This window comes from Mesorhizobium sp. LHD-90 (genome assembly GCF_030929505.1).
Lineage (GTDB): Bacteria > Pseudomonadota > Alphaproteobacteria > Rhizobiales > Rhizobiaceae > Kumtagia.
Genome location: NZ_JAVFVV010000025.1, coordinates 67,856 through 84,920, shown reverse-complemented (window position 1 = coordinate 84,920; position 17,065 = coordinate 67,856). Strand labels below are relative to the sequence as shown.

The 17,065-nt window shown below is 64.9% G+C and carries 16 protein-coding genes and 1 riboswitch; of the genes, 7 read left to right on the top strand and 9 right to left on the bottom strand.

Going from position 1 to position 17,065, the window contains the following annotated elements:
• Positions 1-277: 277 nt before the first annotated feature.
• The 4 genes from RB623_RS26505 to RB623_RS26490 form a co-directional block, all read right to left on the bottom strand.
• Entirely contained in the window at positions 278-751 is a 474-nt protein-coding gene (locus RB623_RS26505; RefSeq protein WP_308060120.1) for a hypothetical protein, read from the bottom strand.
• Positions 752-952: 201 nt separating this feature from the next.
• The gene (apaG, locus tag RB623_RS26500) at positions 953-1,345 is read right to left on the bottom strand and encodes a Co2+/Mg2+ efflux protein ApaG (RefSeq protein ID WP_308060119.1); all 393 of its coding nucleotides are present in this window, start codon (positions 1,343-1,345) and stop codon (positions 953-955) included.
• Between the two features lie 54 nt (positions 1,346-1,399).
• Entirely contained in the window at positions 1,400-2,857 is a 1,458-nt protein-coding gene (locus RB623_RS26495; protein ID WP_308060118.1) for a hypothetical protein, read from the bottom strand.
• 93 nt (positions 2,858-2,950) lie between these two features.
• Complete coding sequence (locus RB623_RS26490) at positions 2,951-4,144, bottom strand: O-succinylhomoserine sulfhydrylase (protein ID WP_308060117.1); 1,194 nt, start codon at positions 4,142-4,144, stop codon at positions 2,951-2,953.
• Between the two features lie 56 nt (positions 4,145-4,200).
• Positions 4,201-4,278, bottom strand: a riboswitch (SAM riboswitch).
• 75 nt (positions 4,279-4,353) lie between these two features.
• On the opposite strand from RB623_RS26490, the gene RB623_RS26485 reads away from it, so the two are divergent.
• Together RB623_RS26485 and RB623_RS26480 are read left to right on the top strand one after the other, a co-directional pair.
• On the top strand, positions 4,354-5,442 hold the full coding sequence (locus RB623_RS26485; protein WP_308060116.1) for a 2'-deoxycytidine 5'-triphosphate deaminase: 1,089 nt from the start codon (positions 4,354-4,356) through the stop codon (positions 5,440-5,442).
• A 63-nt stretch (positions 5,443-5,505) separates the two neighbouring features.
• Positions 5,506-6,516 (top strand): YihY/virulence factor BrkB family protein, encoded by a 1,011-nt coding sequence (locus RB623_RS26480; RefSeq protein ID WP_308060115.1) that lies wholly within the window; start codon positions 5,506-5,508, stop codon positions 6,514-6,516.
• Positions 6,517-6,612: 96 nt separating this feature from the next.
• Here the strand turns inward: RB623_RS26480 and RB623_RS26475 are convergent, their stop codons facing one another.
• On the bottom strand, positions 6,613-7,398 hold the full coding sequence (locus RB623_RS26475) for an ion transporter (RefSeq protein ID WP_308060114.1): 786 nt from the start codon (positions 7,396-7,398) through the stop codon (positions 6,613-6,615).
• Positions 7,399-7,667: 269 nt separating this feature from the next.
• Between RB623_RS26475 and RB623_RS26470 the strand changes: the two genes are divergently transcribed.
• Both RB623_RS26470 and RB623_RS26465 read left to right on the top strand, forming a co-directional pair.
• Positions 7,668-7,973: a DUF1236 domain-containing protein gene (locus RB623_RS26470; RefSeq protein WP_308060113.1), complete on the top strand. Its 306-nt coding sequence runs from the start codon at positions 7,668-7,670 to the stop codon at positions 7,971-7,973.
• Positions 7,974-8,167: 194 nt separating this feature from the next.
• On the top strand, positions 8,168-8,431 hold the full coding sequence (locus tag RB623_RS26465) for a DUF6460 domain-containing protein (RefSeq protein ID WP_308060112.1): 264 nt from the start codon (positions 8,168-8,170) through the stop codon (positions 8,429-8,431).
• A gap of 11 nt (positions 8,432-8,442) precedes the next feature.
• On the opposite strand, the gene RB623_RS26460 is transcribed toward RB623_RS26465, so the two are convergent.
• The 3 genes from RB623_RS26460 to RB623_RS26450 all read right to left on the bottom strand — a co-directional run bounded on the left by RB623_RS26460 (position 8,443) and on the right by RB623_RS26450 (position 10,881).
• Complete coding sequence (locus tag RB623_RS26460; protein ID WP_308060111.1) at positions 8,443-9,345, bottom strand: histone deacetylase; 903 nt, start codon at positions 9,343-9,345, stop codon at positions 8,443-8,445.
• Positions 9,346-9,448: 103 nt separating this feature from the next.
• Positions 9,449-10,540, bottom strand: a complete 1,092-nt coding sequence (locus tag RB623_RS26455; RefSeq protein WP_308060110.1) for a quinone-dependent dihydroorotate dehydrogenase — start codon at positions 10,538-10,540, stop codon at positions 9,449-9,451.
• Positions 10,537-10,881, bottom strand: coding sequence for a DUF952 domain-containing protein (locus tag RB623_RS26450; RefSeq protein ID WP_308060123.1), 345 nt, complete (start codon positions 10,879-10,881; stop codon positions 10,537-10,539). The genes RB623_RS26455 and RB623_RS26450 overlap by 4 nt, the downstream gene beginning before the upstream one ends.
• A 109-nt stretch (positions 10,882-10,990) precedes the next feature.
• Here RB623_RS26450 and RB623_RS26445 point away from each other — a divergent pair, with 109 nt between their 5' ends.
• Together RB623_RS26445 and RB623_RS26440 are read left to right on the top strand one after the other, a co-directional pair.
• Positions 10,991-11,428, top strand: coding sequence for a hypothetical protein (locus tag RB623_RS26445; protein ID WP_308060109.1), 438 nt, complete (start codon positions 10,991-10,993; stop codon positions 11,426-11,428).
• 147 nt (positions 11,429-11,575) lie between these two features.
• A complete protein-coding gene (locus RB623_RS26440; protein ID WP_308060108.1) occupies positions 11,576-12,235 on the top strand; it encodes a response regulator transcription factor in 660 nt (219 codons plus the stop codon).
• A 22-nt stretch (positions 12,236-12,257) separates the two neighbouring features.
• Here RB623_RS26440 and RB623_RS26435 read toward each other — a convergent pair whose 3' ends face one another.
• Positions 12,258-15,752, bottom strand: a complete 3,495-nt coding sequence (locus RB623_RS26435; RefSeq protein ID WP_308060107.1) for a NahK/ErcS family hybrid sensor histidine kinase/response regulator — start codon at positions 15,750-15,752, stop codon at positions 12,258-12,260.
• 648 nt (positions 15,753-16,400) lie between these two features.
• Here RB623_RS26435 and mscL point away from each other — a divergent pair.
• Positions 16,401-16,823 (top strand): large conductance mechanosensitive channel protein MscL, encoded by a 423-nt coding sequence (mscL, locus tag RB623_RS26430; protein ID WP_308060106.1) that lies wholly within the window; start codon positions 16,401-16,403, stop codon positions 16,821-16,823.
• The last annotated feature ends 242 nt before the right edge of the window (positions 16,824-17,065 follow it).

Below are 17,065 nucleotides of genomic sequence, written 5' to 3'. Positions count from 1 at the left end.
TTATGGTCGCTGCAAGATCGATCGCAATCGAGTTGGTAATCTTATCCAGGGGACAAACAGATGTTCGTGCTTCGTTCGACCTTAGCGTGTCTGGGAAAGCAAATCTTGTTCCGACCCCAATATGCGTGATGGCGGTCTGCAAATGGCGTTTTTCTGAGCCCCGGTGCTCACGTACTTCATGTACGCTCCGCTCGTCGCTTCGCGACCCCGAAGAACGCCATTTTCGACTCGCCCTGACGCATTTCCAAACAGGCTCTTGGGCCTTGCAGGCCGCCCGCTACGACTGGGCGGCCTGGCACTCCCGCAGCTTCTCGAAGGCCTTGTTGGTGCCAGCGAGGTTCAGCACCAGCGGGTCGCGTCCCGGCACCGTGATCCTGAGCGTCTTCTTCTTGGCAAGGTCGTAGATGAATTCGGGATTGTTCACCCAGACGTAAGCCCCGTGATACTCGCCGACCTGCTGGCCGGTCGCCTGCCCACTGAACTCCTGCCCGTCGACTTCGAAGGTGACAGACAGTTTTTCCCCGGCTTTTGCCTTGGCATCCGCCTTGGTGTAGATCGCCAGGTAGCCCTTTGGGGCCTGGCGCGTGTCGATACCCATCTGAACCTGCGTGGCGCCATCCGGGTTCGACCTGGTGACCAGGCAACCCGGCCCCATGTCGTCCTTGATGAGAATCTCCCACCCGCCTTCCTCGCCGTATTTCGTGGCAGTCTGCGCAAAGGCTGCCGTCGTCGCCAGAACCGCAATAGTCATTCCGACTGAAATCTTCGCGTGCATAGTTCTCCCCTCGTTTGGCTTGAGGACTGAAAGCATGAAGATGCGAAGTATGGCTCGTTACTGTACGACAAGCCGCCGGTGCAGTCGATGACCTCGGGTGTATGAAATCGATGGCGTTCGAGGCTTCGTCTCGCGCCGTCCGGCGCGAAGGCGGCCGATGATCCCTTCCGCCCACTCTCAATTCACCGTGCGCCTGCCGTCCGGCAGGTCGAGCGAGAACGCCGGAATGTCGATGTCGAACATGTCCCCCCTGGCGTTGCGCATGGTGTAGCGGCCGACCATGATGCCCGACGGAGTCGGCAGCGGGCAGCCCGACATGTACTGGTAGCTGTCGCCGGGATCGAGTTCCGGCTGCTCGCCGACCACGCCCGGCCCCTGCACCTCCTCGACATGGCCCTTGCCGTCGGTGATGTGCCAGTAGCGCGACAATAGTTTTACGTGCTCGTCCGACTGGTTGTCGATGGTGACGCGATAGCCCCATACATAGCGGTTCTCGGCCGGGTCGGAGCGCTCCGCAAGATAGAACGGCTCGACGCTCACCTCGATGTGGTGCGTGGTTGCCTTGTACATGCTGGCCTCCATGAGCGCCCGGCTGCGCATGTCGGCCGCCGGGCGGCAAAGCCCCTATTGCGGCGCCGGCGCATCGGCCGGCTTCACCATCGTGCCGTTGACGAAGGCCGAGCCGTCCGCCTTGACGCTGACGGCCCATTGCAGCCTTCCGTCCGGCAAGGTTTTTGCCATGCCCTTGACCATGGCCAGCGCCGGCAGTGCTTCCGCGGCCCGCGGATCGCTTGGCGCCGCCTCTTGCAGCGTCGCCATTGCCTTGTCGTAGCCGGACGCCTCGAACGTCATGTCGAACACCGGCTTGCCCCCCGGAAAAACCATCTCGCCCTCGGCGACGATCTCGGTGTCGGCGTTGCGGATGGCGCTTTTCCCAAACACGATCTTCGGCGGATCGACCAGGAAAGCGGCCGCGATCTCCTGGGAGACGCTCTCCGGCACCGGCGGATCTTTGCTCAGATCGACGGCATCGATCATTTTTCGCGCCGGCACGTCGAGATCGAGATTGGCGCCGCTGACGTTGATGTCGATGTCGGTCGGGATCAGCGGCGGCGCCCAGCTAGGCAGGAAGAACGACGCGACCTCGACCTCCGACATCCTGACGCCGTAGTCCAGCGTGCCGTCCTGGCGGATGCCGTCCATGGCGAAGGAAACGCCGGCGTTCCCGGTCTTGAATATTCCGAACGGCGTGGTCACCGACAGGTCGGCGAAGCCGTACTTGCCGCGGACGCGGTCCCACAGCGGCAGCGCCGCCGAGAGCAGCGCTTTCAGCTCGGCCTGGTTGGCCTTGACCTTTTCCGGAGCATCGTTGGCGACGGCGAAGGCCAGAAGGTCGAGCAGGACCGCCGATTTCAGGCCGGTGCCGCTCGAATCCATCGCGACCGACGAGGCCTTCAGGGTCATCGGGAAGTTTGTGTTGCCGTCCGGATCGTGAAAGGTCCGCGAGTCCGAATAGTCGGCCATCGTCTGGGCAAAGGCGAAGTCGACGCCGCCATTCGCTGCCCTTGTGGCGGTCGCGGTGGCGCTGCCGGCGCCGTAATTCGTTTCGCCCGTGCCCGTCGGGTCGGCTGTAAGCACCTTGATGCCCTTGTGCGAGGCGGTCCCGGTGGCGACGGCCCTTAGCTCGGGATCGTAGATGCCGCTCATCTTTCCGCCGGTGACGCTCCACTGAAAACGCTGCTTCAGCGGCGGCTGGCTGATTTCGATCCAGCCGTCCGGCGCCAGCCGCCCGTCGACCTGCCAGGTTCCGTCCGCCAGCGGCTTTACCCGCAGCCAGTAAGGCTCCACCTCATACTTGAATGCCTGCTGCGGTGGAAACAGGTCGGCGATCCAGTTGAAATCGAAATCGATCCGGTAGGCGTCGCCGTCGGCCGTGACCTTGACGATGCCCTGGTCGAAGGCGGTCTTGCCGACATAGCGCGACAGCGTCTCGCCAAGCTGCGTCGCGCCCGAGGCGTTGACGGTCTGGGCGGCGGCGGGCGCGGCAAAGGCGACGACCAGGATCGGCAGAAGGGCACGCAAGGCGACGCTCCGTCGGAAAGGCAGGCTCCAAAATGGAGCCTAGCCGCTCCCACCGCCGATGCCAACTGCGCGTTGCATCGGCAGAAGCCGGCCTCAGGCGGCGGCCTTCAGCGCCCGTTCGATATCGTCGATCAGATCGCCCGCATCCTCCAGCCCGACCGACAGCCTGACCGTGCCGGGGCCGATGCCCAGTTCGGCGCGCGCCTCGTCGGTCAGGTTCTTGTGCGTGGTGGTCGCAGGATGCGTGATCAGGCTCTTGGCGTCGCCGAGATTGTTGGAGATCAGCACCACGTTCAGCGCGTTCTGGAAGGCGAAGGCCGCCTTCTTGCCGCCCTTGAGCTCGAGGCAGATCAGCGTCGAGCCGCCGCTCATCTGCTTGGCGACGACGTCAGCCTGCGGGTGGTCGGCGCGGCCGGGATAGATGACGCGGGCGATCTGTGGCCGCTCCGCCAGGAAATCGGCGATCCTGCCGGCGCTCTCGGTCTGCTGGCGCACGCGTAGCGGCAGCGTCTCAAGACCCTTCAGCAGCGTCCAGGCGTTGAACGGCGACAGGCTGGGGCCGGTATGCCGGAAATAGTCGTGCAGATTCTCGTCGATCCACTTCTTGTCGGAGAGGATGACGCCGCCCAGGCAGCGGCCCTGGCCGTCAATATGCTTGGTGGCGGAGTAGACGACGACATGCGCGCCGAGTTGCAGCGGCTTCTGCTGCAGCGGCGTGGCAAAAACGTTGTCGACCACCAGCCGCGCGCCGATCTCGTTGGCGAGCTTTGCCACCGCGGCGATGTCGATCACCTCCAGCGTCGGGTTGGTCGGGCTTTCCAGGAAGAACAGTTTTGTGTTCGGCCGCACCGCCTTTTCCCAATTGGCGATGTCGGTGCCGTCGACGAGCGTCGCCTCGATGCCGTAGCGGGGCGCCAGCGTCTCCACCACCCAGCGGCAGGAGCCGAACAGCGCGCGCGCCGCCACGATATGGTCGCCGGCGCGCAGTGAGCACAGGATTGCGGCCGTCACGGCGGCCATGCCCGACGACGTCGCTCGCGCGTCCTCCGCGCCTTCCAGCGCGCACATGCGCTTCTCGAACATGTCGACGGTGGGATTGGCGTAGCGCGAATAGATGAAACCGGGCGTCTCGCCCTTGAAGCGGGCCTCCGCCGCCTCGGCCGTCTCGTAGACGTAGCCTTGGGTGAGGTAGATAGCTTCGGAAGTCTCGCCATGGTCGGAGCGCAGCGTGCCTCCGTGGACGAGGCTCGTCGCCGGCTTCCAGTCGCGTTGATGGTCGTGCGCCATGGGCAGTTCCCCAAACAAAAAAACCGGCCGCGAAAGTCGCAACCGGTCCATACGGCCTTGGCGGCCCAACGGTCCTTTAGCGACTTGTTTAACGTGGCTGCAAGCCGACCGGCCAAATCACCACGGGATAAGTTTCCCTTAGACCTGTCGTGCGCTTGCGTCAATCATGTGGTTGGCTAAAGCAGGGTCTGATCAGTTAGGGTCAGTACGTGCGTCAAGAAGGCATTCTTCCGGATCATCAGATCGCCGGGCTGTTCCAGTCCGGAGCGTTGACGGCCGCGCGCCGGCTCGACGCCGACCAGATCCAGCCGGCGAGCCTCGACCTGCGCCTTGGCGACAAGGCTTTTCGCGTGCGCGCCAGTTTTCTGCCGGGCAAGAGCCATCGCGTTTCGGAAAAGCTGGAGCGCCTCAAGCTGCACGAGATCGATCTCACCAAAGGCGCGGTGCTGGAGACCGGCTGCGTCTACATCGTGCCGCTGCTGGAGGGGCTGAAACTTCCGGCCGACGTTTCCGCTTCCGCCAACCCGAAAAGCTCCACCGGTCGGCTCGATATCTTCACCCGCGTCATGACCGACCGGGGGCAGGAATTCGACAAGATCCCCGCCGGTTATGCCGGGCCGCTCTGGCTGGAGGTCAGCCCGCGCACGTTTCCGATCGTGGCGCGCACCGGCTCGCGGCTCTCGCAGATACGCTTCCGCACCGGCAACGGCGTCATCGGCGAGTTCGCGCTACAGGCGCTCCACGACACCGAGATCCTGGTCGCCTCCGAGGAGCCCAATATTTCCGGCAGCGGCATCGCGCTGTCGATCGACCTGATGGGCGACACCAATGGTCTGGTCGGCTATCGCGGAAAGCACCATACGGGCATCGTCGATGTCGACAAGCGGGCCGCCCACGATGTGTTCGACTTCTGGGAGCCGCTCTACCGGCGCGGCGAACCCGGCGAACTGGTGCTCGACCCCGACGAATTCTACATCCTCGTCAGCCGCGAGGCGGTGCACGTGCCGCCGCTCTATGCCGCCGAGATGACGCCCTTCGACCCGCTGGTGGGCGAGTTCCGCGTCCACTATGCCGGCTTCTTCGATCCGGGCTTCGGTCACTCCGCCGCCGGCGGCACCGGCAGCCGCGCCGTACTGGAGGTGCGCAGCCACGAGGTGCCGTTCATCCTCGAACACGGCCAGGTGGTCGGCCGCCTCGTCTATGAGCACATGCTGGTGCGACCGAAGGCGCTCTACGGGGCTGATCTCAATTCCAACTACCAGGCGCAGGGCCTGAAGCTGTCGAAGCATTTTCGCTAACGGGCCTTGGACGGATCGTTCCGCCGTCATCAAGCGTTCTGCCGATCCAGGGAGAATGCGGCCATGGCGGACGTCCCGTCGACCAAGGATGCAAGCGAACGGCGGATCGCCGCCGCCGAGCCGGGCAGGGGGCGGTCGGCCGACACGCCTCTGGAAATCCCCGCGCGCGGCTGGCGCGACATCGCCTGGCGGGTCTGGGCGGAGATTTTCGAGGACCGCATCTTCCTGATCGCCGCCGGCGCCACCTTCTATTTGTTGCTCGCCCTGTTCCCGGCTCTCGCCGCCTTCGTCTCGCTCTACGGTTTCGTGGCCGATCCGAAAACCATCGCCGAGCATATCGCCTTTCTTGGCGGCATCCTGCCCACCGGAGGCTACGAATTGATCCGGAACCAGTTGAGGGCGCTCGCCTCGCAAAACGAGCAGGCGCTGAGCTGGGGGTTCGTGACCGGCTTGGCGGTTGCCCTGTGGAGCGCCAACAACGGCATCAAGAGCCTGTTCGAAGGCCTGAACGTCGCCTATGGCGAAGAGGAAAAGCGATCTTTCGTTATTGTGAATCTCGTATCGCTCGCCTTCACCGCCGGCGCCATGCTGGTCGGCATCGCCATGATCTTTTCGGTCGGCGTCGTGCCGGCCCTGCTTGCATTGCTCAGGCTGGATCATTGGACCGAGTTGCTGGTCAGCCTGCTTCGCTGGCCGCTCCTGCTGGTGATGGTCGGCACGGGCATCTGCCTGATCTTCCGCTACGGGCCGAGCCGCGAGCGCGCCAAATGGCGATGGATCACCGCCGGCGCGGCGGTGGCCACCGTCGTCTGGCTGCTGGCGTCCTGGGGATTTTCCCTCTACCTCCAGCACTTCGCCGACTACAACGCCACCTACGGCTCGCTTGGTGCGGTCATCGGCTTCATGATGTGGACGTGGATTTCGGTCGTGATCCTGCTGGTCGGCGCCGAGCTCGACGCCGAGATGGAGCACCAGACGGCGCGCGATTCCACAATCGGTCCGCCGCGCCCGCTGGGAGAGCGTGGCGCCTGCATGGCCGATACGATCGGCGAGGCGGCAGTCGACGATCCCTGACGACGGCATCCGTTTCGCGACTTGCCCCTCCGAGACATGAAGCGAACGTCGAATTGGACGGGCGGGTATCCGCGGCGTGGCGATGGTGAAACGCGACTATCCCCTTTCCCGCGCCAACTGCCGCACCTCCGCCCGTAGCGCCTTGAGTTCGGCGAGGATCGCGTCCTGGTCGCTCTGCAGCGCCTTGCGCTCTGCGGTGGCTTCCGCCTCATGCTCTTCCTCCATCGCCGAGACGATGACGCCGATGAACAGGTTGAGCACGGTGAACGAAGTCGCCACTATGAACGGAATAAAGAACAGCCAGGCCAGCGGATGGATTTCCATCACCGGCCGCACCACGCCGTCCGACCAGCCCTCCAGCGTCATCACCTGGAACAGCGTGAACAGCGACTCGCCGATGTCGCCGAACAGTTCGGGAAATTGCGCGCCGTAGAGTTTGGTTGCCATCACCGCGAAGACATAAAAGACCAGGCCGAGCAGCAGAACGATCGATCCCATGCCGGGCAGCGCACTGATGAAACCCGTCACCACCCGCTTCAACGACGGCACGATGCTGATCAGCCTGAGCACGCGTAGGATGCGTAGCGCACGCAACACCGAAAGGCTGCCGGTGGCCGGCAGCAGCGCGATGCCGACCACGACGAGGTCGAAGATGCGCCACGGGTCGCGGAAGAAGCTGCCGCGGTAGACGACCGCCCGCGCCAGCAGCTCCAGCACGAAGACGGCGAGGATGATCCGGTCGACCGCCAACAGCAGCCCGCCCCAGGCGGCCATGATGCTCGGCGCGGTTTCCAGCCCGAGCGTGATCGCATTGACTAGGATCAGCACGGTGATGGCGAGTTCGAACCGCCGGGATTCGATCAGGGTTTTCAGCGCGTCCACCAGTGCCTCGTTGTATTGAAACGTATGCACATGTGGCGGGCTGGGTCTCCCGCGTCAAGCAAGGCTGCCCATGGCGAAGGGTCGCGGCCCGCGGCCTGTTCCCACTCCCGTCGATCACGAAGGATCAATGCCTGTCGCTCGTGTTGAACCCGAACGAATCGAGCCTCGGCCCCCTTTTCTGGAACAAAGCCGGAGTCTCGCCGTTGCCCGCCATGACGCCACGGCGTCTGTGCCGGAAGGCACCCAAAGCAAATGCCAAGGAGGCAATCATGAAAATGCACCTTTTGAGTGCCACGGCCGGTCTTGCCATTCTCGCCGGTATCGGCGGAGCCGCCGCGCAGGACGTGATCATCCAGCCGCAGCAGGAAACGGTGATCCGCGAATACGTCCAGAAGCAGCCGCTGGCGTCGGTCCAACTGCCGGGTGTCGAGCTTAACATCGGCTCGACGGTTCCCGACACGGTCGAGCTTCACCGGATGGATGTTCCGGACATGAGCTACGAATATGTCGTGGTCGATGGACGGACCGTTCTGGTCGATCCGGGCACCCGCAAGATCGTTCACGTCCTTCGCTAAAGCGGACGACCCGAACATCGGCCTCCGCCAGCGGACCCGCCACACGGGTCCGCTGGCGGTCCCGATCCAAAGGAATTCCTTTTCCCGGCTCATGTTTTCTCATGACGGTCGCACGTTGCCGGCCTGCTTGCGATGTTTGGCCTTGATGCCGCCTTGCCGAGCGCCTATGCGGCGGCAACGCAAGGAGGCGAATCGTGTCCGGCCTGACCAGATTTCTCGGCGACACCCCGTTGCGGGTCTTCCTGAAGCTGCTCGTCGTGTCCTTCCTCGTCGGCGTGGTCATGAGCGCCTTCGGCTGGTCGCCCTTCGACGTGATCGACTGGATCCGTGATACGCTCCTGCGCATCTGGAACATGGGTTTCGCTACCGTCGACCGTTTCCTCGGCTATCTGGCGCTGGGGGCCGCGATCGTCATTCCGGCCTTCATCGTCCTGCGTCTCTTTAGCTTGCGGCGATAGGGCACTCGCGCTCAGGCGAATTCCGAAGCGACCTCGAACAGAATGGAGTGGCGGGCGGCGAGCGCGTCGATGTCACGCGAATAACCGCCGCCGATGACGCCGCAGACCGGCACGCCCATCGCCCGGAAATGGCCGATCGTCATGCGGTCGCGCTCGCGCAGGCCGTCGTCCGACAGCGCCAGCCGGCCGAGCCGGTCGTCGGCATGCGGGTCGACGCCGGCATTGTAGAAGACGATGTCCCATTGCGCCGTGCCGGACAGCCGCGCCAGGGCGCCCGCCAGATGCCGGAGATATTGGTCGTCGCCGGTGCCGTCCGGCAGCGCGATATCCAGATCGGAGGCCAGTTTTCGCACCGGATAGTTCCTTTCCGCATGCATGGAGAAGGTGAAGGCGCGGGGTTCGTCGCGAAGGATGTCCGCCGTCCCGTCGCCCTGGTGGACGTCGAGGTCGACCACCAGGATCCGTGCCTGCGGCCGTTCCGCGAGCAGGTTGAGCGCAGCCACCGCCACGTCGTTCAGCGTGCAGAAGCCGGCGCCATGCGCATGGCGGGCATGGTGGCTGCCGCCCGCCGCGTTGCAGGCGATGCCGTGATGCAGCGCGAGCCGCGCGGCTAGCAGCGTGCCGCCCGCAGACCGGCGGGCGCGGCGCGATACCAGTTCGCTCACCGGAAAGCCGATCTCCCGCTCGATCTTTTCCGGCACCTGGCAGGCCAGGACCTGGTCGACATAGACGGGATCGTGCGCCCGCTTCAGTGCCGCCTCGGGAGCGAAATCCGGCAGGACATGCGCCGACCGCGCCAGCAGGCCAGTCGCTTCCAGCCGCCTCGCCAGCGCCCGGTATTTGCCCATCGGAAAACGATGGTCGGCGGGGAAATTTGCGTCGTAGTCGGGATGGCTGACGATGTTGAGCGGCATGCGCGAGACATCTATCGTGTCGCGGCCAATTCGCAAATCGGCTGTCGGTCTACCAAGAAAACGCCTGGCGCAAGGGATCGAAGTGTCCCGCGGGCCTCTGTTCTCAAAGAGGCTGCGCCGCCCAATGTCCGGTCCGCGTGTCGCGCAGCGCCGCGACGGTCTTGATCCCGTCCCGGTCGAGAATTTTCAGCATATCGCGCAGGATGCGGCCGGGCAGGGCGAGTCCGCCATAGATCAGGCCGGTGTAGAGCTGGACCAGATCGGCCCCGGCCCGGATCTTCTCCAGCGCTGTCTCGGCCGAATCGACGCCGCCGACGCCGACTATGGCGATCTCCGACCCGAGCAGCCGGCGCATTTTCGCCAGCACGATCGTCGAGCGCGCGAACAGCGGTTTTCCCGAGAGGCCACCGGCTTCCTTCGCCTGCGCGGTTTCCACCAACCCGTCGCGCGACAGCGTCGTGTTCGAGACGATCACGCCTTCGATCGGATGCGCCAGAACCTCCGCCGCGATGTCTTCCAACTCGGGGTCGGACAGGTCCGGCGCGATCTTGAGGAAGATCGGGCGGGCGCGGTGCTGGGCATCGGCCAGTGCGCCGCGGGCCGAAACGACGCGCGCGAGCAGTTCCCCCAGTTCGGTGCGCGCCTGCATGTTGCGCAGGCCGGGCGTGTTGGGCGAGGAGATGTTGACGGTGAGGTAGGAACCGAGCGGCGCGAAGCGTTTCACCCCCGCCTCGTAGTCGGCGATGCGGTCGGTGCTGTCCTTGTTGGCGCCGATGTTGACGCCGACGATGCCGCTTCGTCCGTGCCGCGCGACAAGCCGCGCCGCGCAGGCGTCGTGGCCTTCATTGTTGAAGCCCAGCCGGTTGATCACTGCGCCGTCGCGCTCCAGCCGGAAGATGCGCGGTTTCGGGTTGCCGGGCTGCGGGCGCGGCGTGACCGAGCCGATTTCGGCGAAACCGAAGCCGAGCGACAGGATGGCGTCGGGAACCTCGCCGTTCTTGTCGTAGCCCGCGGCCATGCCGAGCGGGTTCGGGAGATCGATGCCGGCGACGCGAATGGCAAGCCGTGGGTCTTTCGGCGCCGGCCGCACCGGCGGCAGGCCGCATTTCAGCGCCTTGATCGACAGGCCGTGCGCGGTCTCCGGATCGAGCGTGAACAGAAGCCGCCGCCCGACCCCGTCGAACAGGCCGGTCATGTGTCGAGGTCCGGGAAGACGTGGCCGTCCGGGCCGAGCGGCAACGGCCGCACCCATCTGACCGCGTCGAGGCCGAGCGGGGCGTAGAGATGCGGGAACAGCGCGCCGCCGCGCGACACCTCGAACTTCAGCGCCTCGCCCAGCCTGTCGGCATCGATCGCGACGAGCAGGAGATCGTCCTGCCCGGCAAAATGCTTTCGGGCGGTCTCCTCCATCTGCTCGGCGGTTGAGAAATGGATGAAGCCGTCGGCGAGATCGACCGGCGCGCCGGTGAAGACGCCCCGCGCCTCCGCTTCTCGCCACAAGGTTTCAGGGCAGATCTTGTAGATTGTCGTGCTCATGGCCGCGCTATAGGCTGAACCGGCCGAGGCGGAAAGGGAAAGACCGCGCTTTCGCATTTCCGGCACAAAGTCGTGGCAGTTTTCCACCACGAATCCGATGGAGGACGCCATGCGTCTGCTTCCTTTCATGACTGCATCGCTTGTGGCGGCGACCCTCTCGACCGGCGCCCTTGCCCAGGACGACGACCGCTACGTGCTCGAAAAATCCGGCGACGGCTTTGTCCGCATGGATCGGCGAACCGGCGAAATGTCGACCTGCACGCAGGAAGGAGCCTCGCTGGTATGCAAGCTCGCTGCCGACGAGCGCACCGCCTATCAGGACGAGATCGACCGGTTGCAGCGCGATCTCAAGGGGATCGACGAACGGGTCGCCAAGCTGGAGAACTCGTTGACCTCGAAACTGGAATCCACGCTCCCCACAGAAGAGGAATTCCAGAAGGGCCTCGGCTACATGGAGCGCTTCCTGCGCAGTTTCAGGGACACGGTGCAGGATTTCGACAAGGAGCCGATGAACCAGGGTGGTTCCCCCGGTCCGGACAAGACCTGACGGGCGGCTTCCCGCGAAATGCAGTTTCCTCGCGCTAACCGGTGCATGCCGTTGCTTTGCAGCTTGAATTGCGGGCCGGCTGCCGCATAATTGCGGCACGCATCCCGTTTCAACGACAACAAGGGCAGGCGGGATCGGGAGGGACGTTTGCCGGCTGGCTACAGGTTCGTCATCGCGGACGACCATCCGCTGTTTCGCGGCGCGCTGAAACAGGCGCTTTCCGGCCTGGACGGCGTTGCCGAGATTCTCGAAGCCGGCGATTTCGAGGCGACCAAGGCGCTGGTCACCGGCAATGACGATCTCGACCTGCTGCTGCTCGACCTGTCCATGCCGGGCGCGTCGGGCCTGTCCGGCCTGATCTCGCTGCGCGGCATCCACGCCTCCGTGCCGGTCATCGTCGTGTCCGCCCATGACGACCCCGAAACGATCCGCCGCTCGCTGGAGCTCGGCGCCTCGGGTTTCATCTCGAAATCGGCGAGCATGGAAGACATCCGCGCGGCGGTGAGCACGGTGCTGTCCGGCGACATCGCAGCACCCGTCGGCGTCGATCTCGGCACCGAGCAGGACCCGGAAATCTCCGAGCTGATCCGCAAGCTGCAATCGCTGACGCCGCAGCAGACGCGGGTGCTCGGCATGCTGGCCGGCGGGCTGCTCAACAAGCAGATCGCCTACGAGCTCGGCGTGTCGGAGGCCACCATCAAGGCGCATGTCTCGGCGGTGCTGCAAAAACTCGGCGTCGACAACCGCACCCAGGCGGTGATCATGCTCGCCAAGATCGGCTCCGATCCGCTGACTGCTGCCGGCTGAGAAAACAGCTTCCGGCATTTGCCTACTCTGCCGCCGGCGCCATCCGCCGCACCCTTGTCATCAGCGAGCGCAGTGCCGCCGGCTTCACCGGCTTGTTGATCACCGGCACGTCGAGCGCGTCGGCGGCGGCGCGCACCTCGTTCGAGCGGTCGGCCGTGACCAGGATCGCCGGCATGCGCTCGCCCCAGCGGCCGCGCAACTTGCGGATGAGGTCGAGCCCCGTCTCGCCATCGAGATGATAGTCGGCGAGGATCAGATCCACCGCGCCGAAGCGGCCGGGATCGCGGAGAATTTCGGCGGAGCCGGTTGCGGTGTCGACCCGGCAGCCCCAGCCTTCGAGCAGCAGCCGCATGCCTTCGAGGATGCGCGGGTCGTTGTCGATGCACAGCACCGCGAGGCCGCCGAGCGCGGCGACCGCGGGCGGGCGCGGCCTGGTCGCCGGCATGGGCTCCGGTTCGGCGGCCGCCGACACCGGCAGGATGACCGAGAACCGCGTGCCCTTGCCTCGGCCTGAGTCGATCTGGATCTCCAGCCTGAGCACGCGCGCGATGCGGTCGACGATGGAGAGGCCGAGGCCGAGACCCTGCGCCTCGCGCATGCCCTCGTCGAGCCGGGTGAATTCGCGGAAAACGGTGTTCAACTTGTTGATCGGGATGCCGATGCCGGTGTCGAAGACCTGGATTTCGGCCAGTTCGCCACGCCTGCGCACGCCGACCAGCACGCGGCCGCTGCGCGTGTATTTTATGGCGTTGGAAACCAGGTTCTGGACGAGGCGCCGCAGCAGGTTGCGGTCGGTCTCGACAGTGAGCGACGACGGCACGATCACGAGTTCCAGTCGCTTTTCGCGCGCCATCGGCTGGAAGTCGGTAGCGACCTGGCGCAGCAGGCCATCCAGCCGGAACACCGTCTCGACCGGCTTCATCGCGCCGGCGTCCAGCCGCGAGATGTCGAGCACCGCGCCTAGAATGGTCTCGACGGATTCCAGCGAGGACTCGATGTTGCGCGCGGCCTGCGCGCTTGCCCCCTTGCCGGCCCGCTCGATCAGCGAGGCGCAATAAAGCCGGGCGGCGTTGAGCGGCTGCAGAATGTCGTGGCCGGCGCCGGCCAGGAATTTCGTCTTGCCGAGATTGGCTTCTTCCGCCAGCACCTGCGCCTGCGCCAGTTCCTCGTTGACGCGTGTCAACTCGACGGTGCGGTCGCGCACCCGCTGTTCGAGCGACTCGTTTGCCCGTTTCAGCGCGACATCCGCGGCGACACGCGCGGTGATGTCGGCATAGGTGGCGACGATGCCGCCGTCCGGCATCGGATTGGAGCGGAGCTCGACGATGCGGCCGCTGCGCTTGAGTTCAAGCTGCCAGGGGCTGCCGAAGCTGGTGAAGCGGTTGAGGATAGAAACGGTCGCATCCGTCGCGATCTCGCCGCGTATGGCCAGCAGCCGCAGCATCTCGTCGAGCGACACGCCGACGCGGCCCATCTCGTCGGGAAGGGAAAACAGCATGCGATATTGCCGGTTCCAGCAGGTCAGCCGGAAATCCTGGTCGAAGACGGTGATGCCTTGTTCCATCTGGTCGAGCGCGATCTGCAGGAGGTCGCGGTTGTGCTGCAGCGCTTCCGTAGCGTCGTCGAGCAGGCGAAACGCGTCGCGCGGCGACTTGTCGTGACGCTGGAACAGGAGCGACAGGATCAGCCGCGCCGAGGACGAGCCGACGGCGGTGGCGAGCAGTTGTTCGGAGAAGCGGACCACCGCCATGCTGGCCTGCTCGTTGCCGTCGAGCGGTGCGCCGCCGCTTGCCTCGAAGGCCTGGAACGAGCGCTCGGTGCGCTCGACGCCGAGATATTTGGCGATCGTGTCCTTGAGGTCGTTGACGGTGATCGCCGTGCGGAAGCGGCGCAAGCTGGGCATCGGGTTGGCGTCGCGCGGCACGAAGATCGCAGCCTGGATGCGTTCGAGCGGCACCGAGGCGCGCGACAGCGAGCCGAGCACGTAGAACAGCAGGTTGATCGACAGGCTCCACAGAACCCCGTGGTTGAGCGGCTCGGCGACGGTGCCGAACAGGGCCTGCGGCCTCAGCGCCTCGATGCCCAGCGGTCCTTCGGTCAGGATCGCCATGCCGGGCGAGGCCAGCGACGGGAACAGCAGCGTGTAGCACCACACGACCAGGCCGGCGATCATGCCCATCGCCGCGCCACGCGCGTTGGCGCGGCGCCACACCAGCCCGCCGATGAAGGCCGGCGCGAACTGGGCGATCGCCGCGAAGGACATCAGGCCGATGGAAGCCAGCCGGGCGTTGCCGGTGCTCTCGCGATAGTAGAGGAAGGCGACGAACAGGATGATGAAGATCGCGCCGCGCCTGATGTTGAGGATGAGGCTCGACCAGTCGCCGGATTCGCTGGCTTCGTTCTTCAGCAGGCGCCGCACGAACAGCGGGATGATCAGGTCGTTGGAGATCATGATCGACAGCGCCACCGTCTCGACGATGACCATGGCGGTGGCCGCCGACAGGCCGCCGATGAAGGCTACCATCGCCAGCGTGTTGTGGCCGCTGAGCAACGGCAGCGACAGCACGTAGAGGTCGCTGCTGGTGGCCGGGCCGACATTGGCGAGGCCGACGAAGGCGATCGGCAGCACGAACAGGTTGATCAGGACGAGGTAGAGCGGGAAGATCCAGGTCGCCCGCCGCAGCTCGCTGCCGCCGCGGTTTTCGACGATCATCACGTAGAACTGGCGTGGCAGCATGACGATGGCGAAACCGCTGATCACCGTCATCACCAGCCAGGTGCCGAGGGACGTGCGGTAGCCCATCGCCGCGTCGACGGCGGCGTTTTCCGAGAGCTTGCCGATGAGGTCGCCGGGCCCGCCGAACAGCATGAAGACGACGAACAGGCCGACCGCCAGGAAGGCGGCCAGCTTCACCACCGATTCGACCGCGACAGCCAGGATCAGCCCGTCCTGGTGCTCGGTGGCGTCGGCGTGGCGGGTGCCGAACAGAACCGCGAACAGCGCCAGAAGCAGCGCGACGACCAGCGAGATGTCACTGAGGAACGGGTCGAAGGAGGGCGGCGCGCCCGTATAGTGTTCGATCATCAGGCTGACCGAGCCGGAAATCGCCTTGAGCTGCAGCGCGATGTAGGGGACGGCGCCGACCGTGGCGATGAGCGTGGCGATCGAGGCGACCGAAAAACTCTTGCCATAGCGAGCCCCGAGGAAGTCGGCGATGGAGGTGATCTTCTCCGCCTTGGCGAGCTTGACGATGCGGTTGAGCAGCGGGAAGCCGAACAGGAAGACCAGCACCGGACCGATATAGATCGCCAGAAATTCGAGGCCGCGCTCGGTGGCGAGCCCGACCGAGCCGAAGAAGGTCCAGGAGGTGCAGTAGATGGCGAGGCTGAGCGCGTAGATGTAGGGGCGCGGCCGGCTGGCGCCGACGGCGGCCGCCCAGCGGTCGCCGACGCTGGCGATGGCGAACAGCAGCGTCACATAGGCGACGGCGATGATGACGACGGACCAACCCTGCACGCGATCCTCCAAGCATTCATGGGATCACCATTATCGGGGCAAAATCAACCGCGGCTTTCGGCGCGGTCCCTCCGCGCAGCCTTCGTCCTCGCCACGCTGCGGAAATCCGCCCTGGCCATTGAGTGGAAAACTCCCTTCCGGGAGGTGGGAAGCGGGGCGCAAGGCCGAGCCTCTCAAAATTGTAAAACGTGGCGCGAACCTTGCGCCCCGCCGGCGTTCTTGCCCGACCGCTGATACCGCTCACTCGTTCCGGAGCGTGTCGTCGCGATCTGGGGCCCGGGTCTTTAGGCTCATGCCAAGCCGCGCACCGTTACGCGGCCACCCCGGCGCCGTCCCCTCCACGCTCATCCGGTTCATGACCCGTGTTCCCGCGAGGGCGATGCCGATCAAGATAACGGAGCCTGGGGCGCGGGGCACAAAACCGGCGAAAATCCCGCCCGAAAAAATCGCAAGCGCCTGGATGGGCTTGGGAATTTTTCGGAGGCGCACGATTTTTGGCCAGACCTTATCCCCTTTTCGAATCTCCACCCGAGCGGTTTGCGGAGAAATGGCGACGCTCGCGGCATAACGGGTTTTGCAAACGGGCTTTTTTGTTATGGTGCGTGCATCGGCGACATTCGGGACAGCCGGCCACGCATGGAGGGTGTTATGCTGAAGGAATTCCAGGAGTTCATCTCCAAGGGCAATGTCATGGATCTCGCCGTCGGCGTGATCATCGGCGGCGCGTTCGGCCTGATCGTGAATTCGCTGGTTGGCGACATAATCATGCCGATTGTCGGCGCGGTTTTCGGCGGTTTCGATTTCTCCAACTATTTCCTGCCGCTGTCCGGGAACGTCACTGCAGCCTCTCTGGAGGAAGCAAAAAAGCAGGGCGCGGTCTTTGCCTACGGCAACTTCCTCACCGTGGTGATCAACTTCCTCATCCTCGCCTGGATCATCTTCCTGATGGTCAAGGGTGTGAACACGATGCGCCGCAAGCTCGAGAAGCAGAAGGCCGCAGCGCCTGCTGCCCCGCCGCCGGCCGACGTGCAGCTTCTGACCGAAATCCGCGACCTGCTTGCCAGGAAATAATCTCTAGTGGAACGAATTTGACATTCGCATCCCATCTGACATCACGCGGAACATGCGAATGTCAAATTCAAAGTTCCACTAGAATCATATACTTGCTAGTGGTCCTTTGATTCTGACATTTGCCTGAGCGGGTTGTATCGGCGGGATGCAAATGTCAGAATCGGACCACCAGGCACCTGCCGGCGCCGGCGAATCGGCTGGCGCCAACAAGATCGTGTCGAGCGCGACAAAGGCCGGATCCG

Bases quoted from the DNA above. Each gene is read 5' to 3' on its own strand.
- mscL (WP_308060106.1), top strand. From the start codon at position 16,401: ATGCTGAAGGAATTCCAGGAGTTCATCTCCAAGGGCAATGTCATGGAT.
- RB623_RS26455 (WP_308060110.1), bottom strand. From the start codon at position 10,540: ATGACCGGCCTGTTCGACGGGGTCGGGCGGCGGCTTCTGTTCACGCTC.
- RB623_RS26445 (WP_308060109.1), top strand. From the start codon at position 10,991: ATGCGTCTGCTTCCTTTCATGACTGCATCGCTTGTGGCGGCGACCCTC.
- RB623_RS26505 (WP_308060120.1), bottom strand. From the start codon at position 751: ATGACTATTGCGGTTCTGGCGACGACGGCAGCCTTTGCGCAGACTGCC.
- RB623_RS26490 (WP_308060117.1), bottom strand. From the start codon at position 4,144: ATGGCGCACGACCATCAACGCGACTGGAAGCCGGCGACGAGCCTCGTC.
- apaG (WP_308060119.1), bottom strand. From the start codon at position 1,345: ATGTACAAGGCAACCACGCACCACATCGAGGTGAGCGTCGAGCCGTTC.
- RB623_RS26480 (WP_308060115.1), top strand. From the start codon at position 5,506: ATGGCGGACGTCCCGTCGACCAAGGATGCAAGCGAACGGCGGATCGCC.
- RB623_RS26450 (WP_308060123.1), bottom strand. From the start codon at position 10,881: ATGAGCACGACAATCTACAAGATCTGCCCTGAAACCTTGTGGCGAGAA.
- RB623_RS26470 (WP_308060113.1), top strand. From the start codon at position 7,668: ATGAAAATGCACCTTTTGAGTGCCACGGCCGGTCTTGCCATTCTCGCC.
- RB623_RS26460 (WP_308060111.1), bottom strand. From the start codon at position 9,345: ATGCCGCTCAACATCGTCAGCCATCCCGACTACGACGCAAATTTCCCC.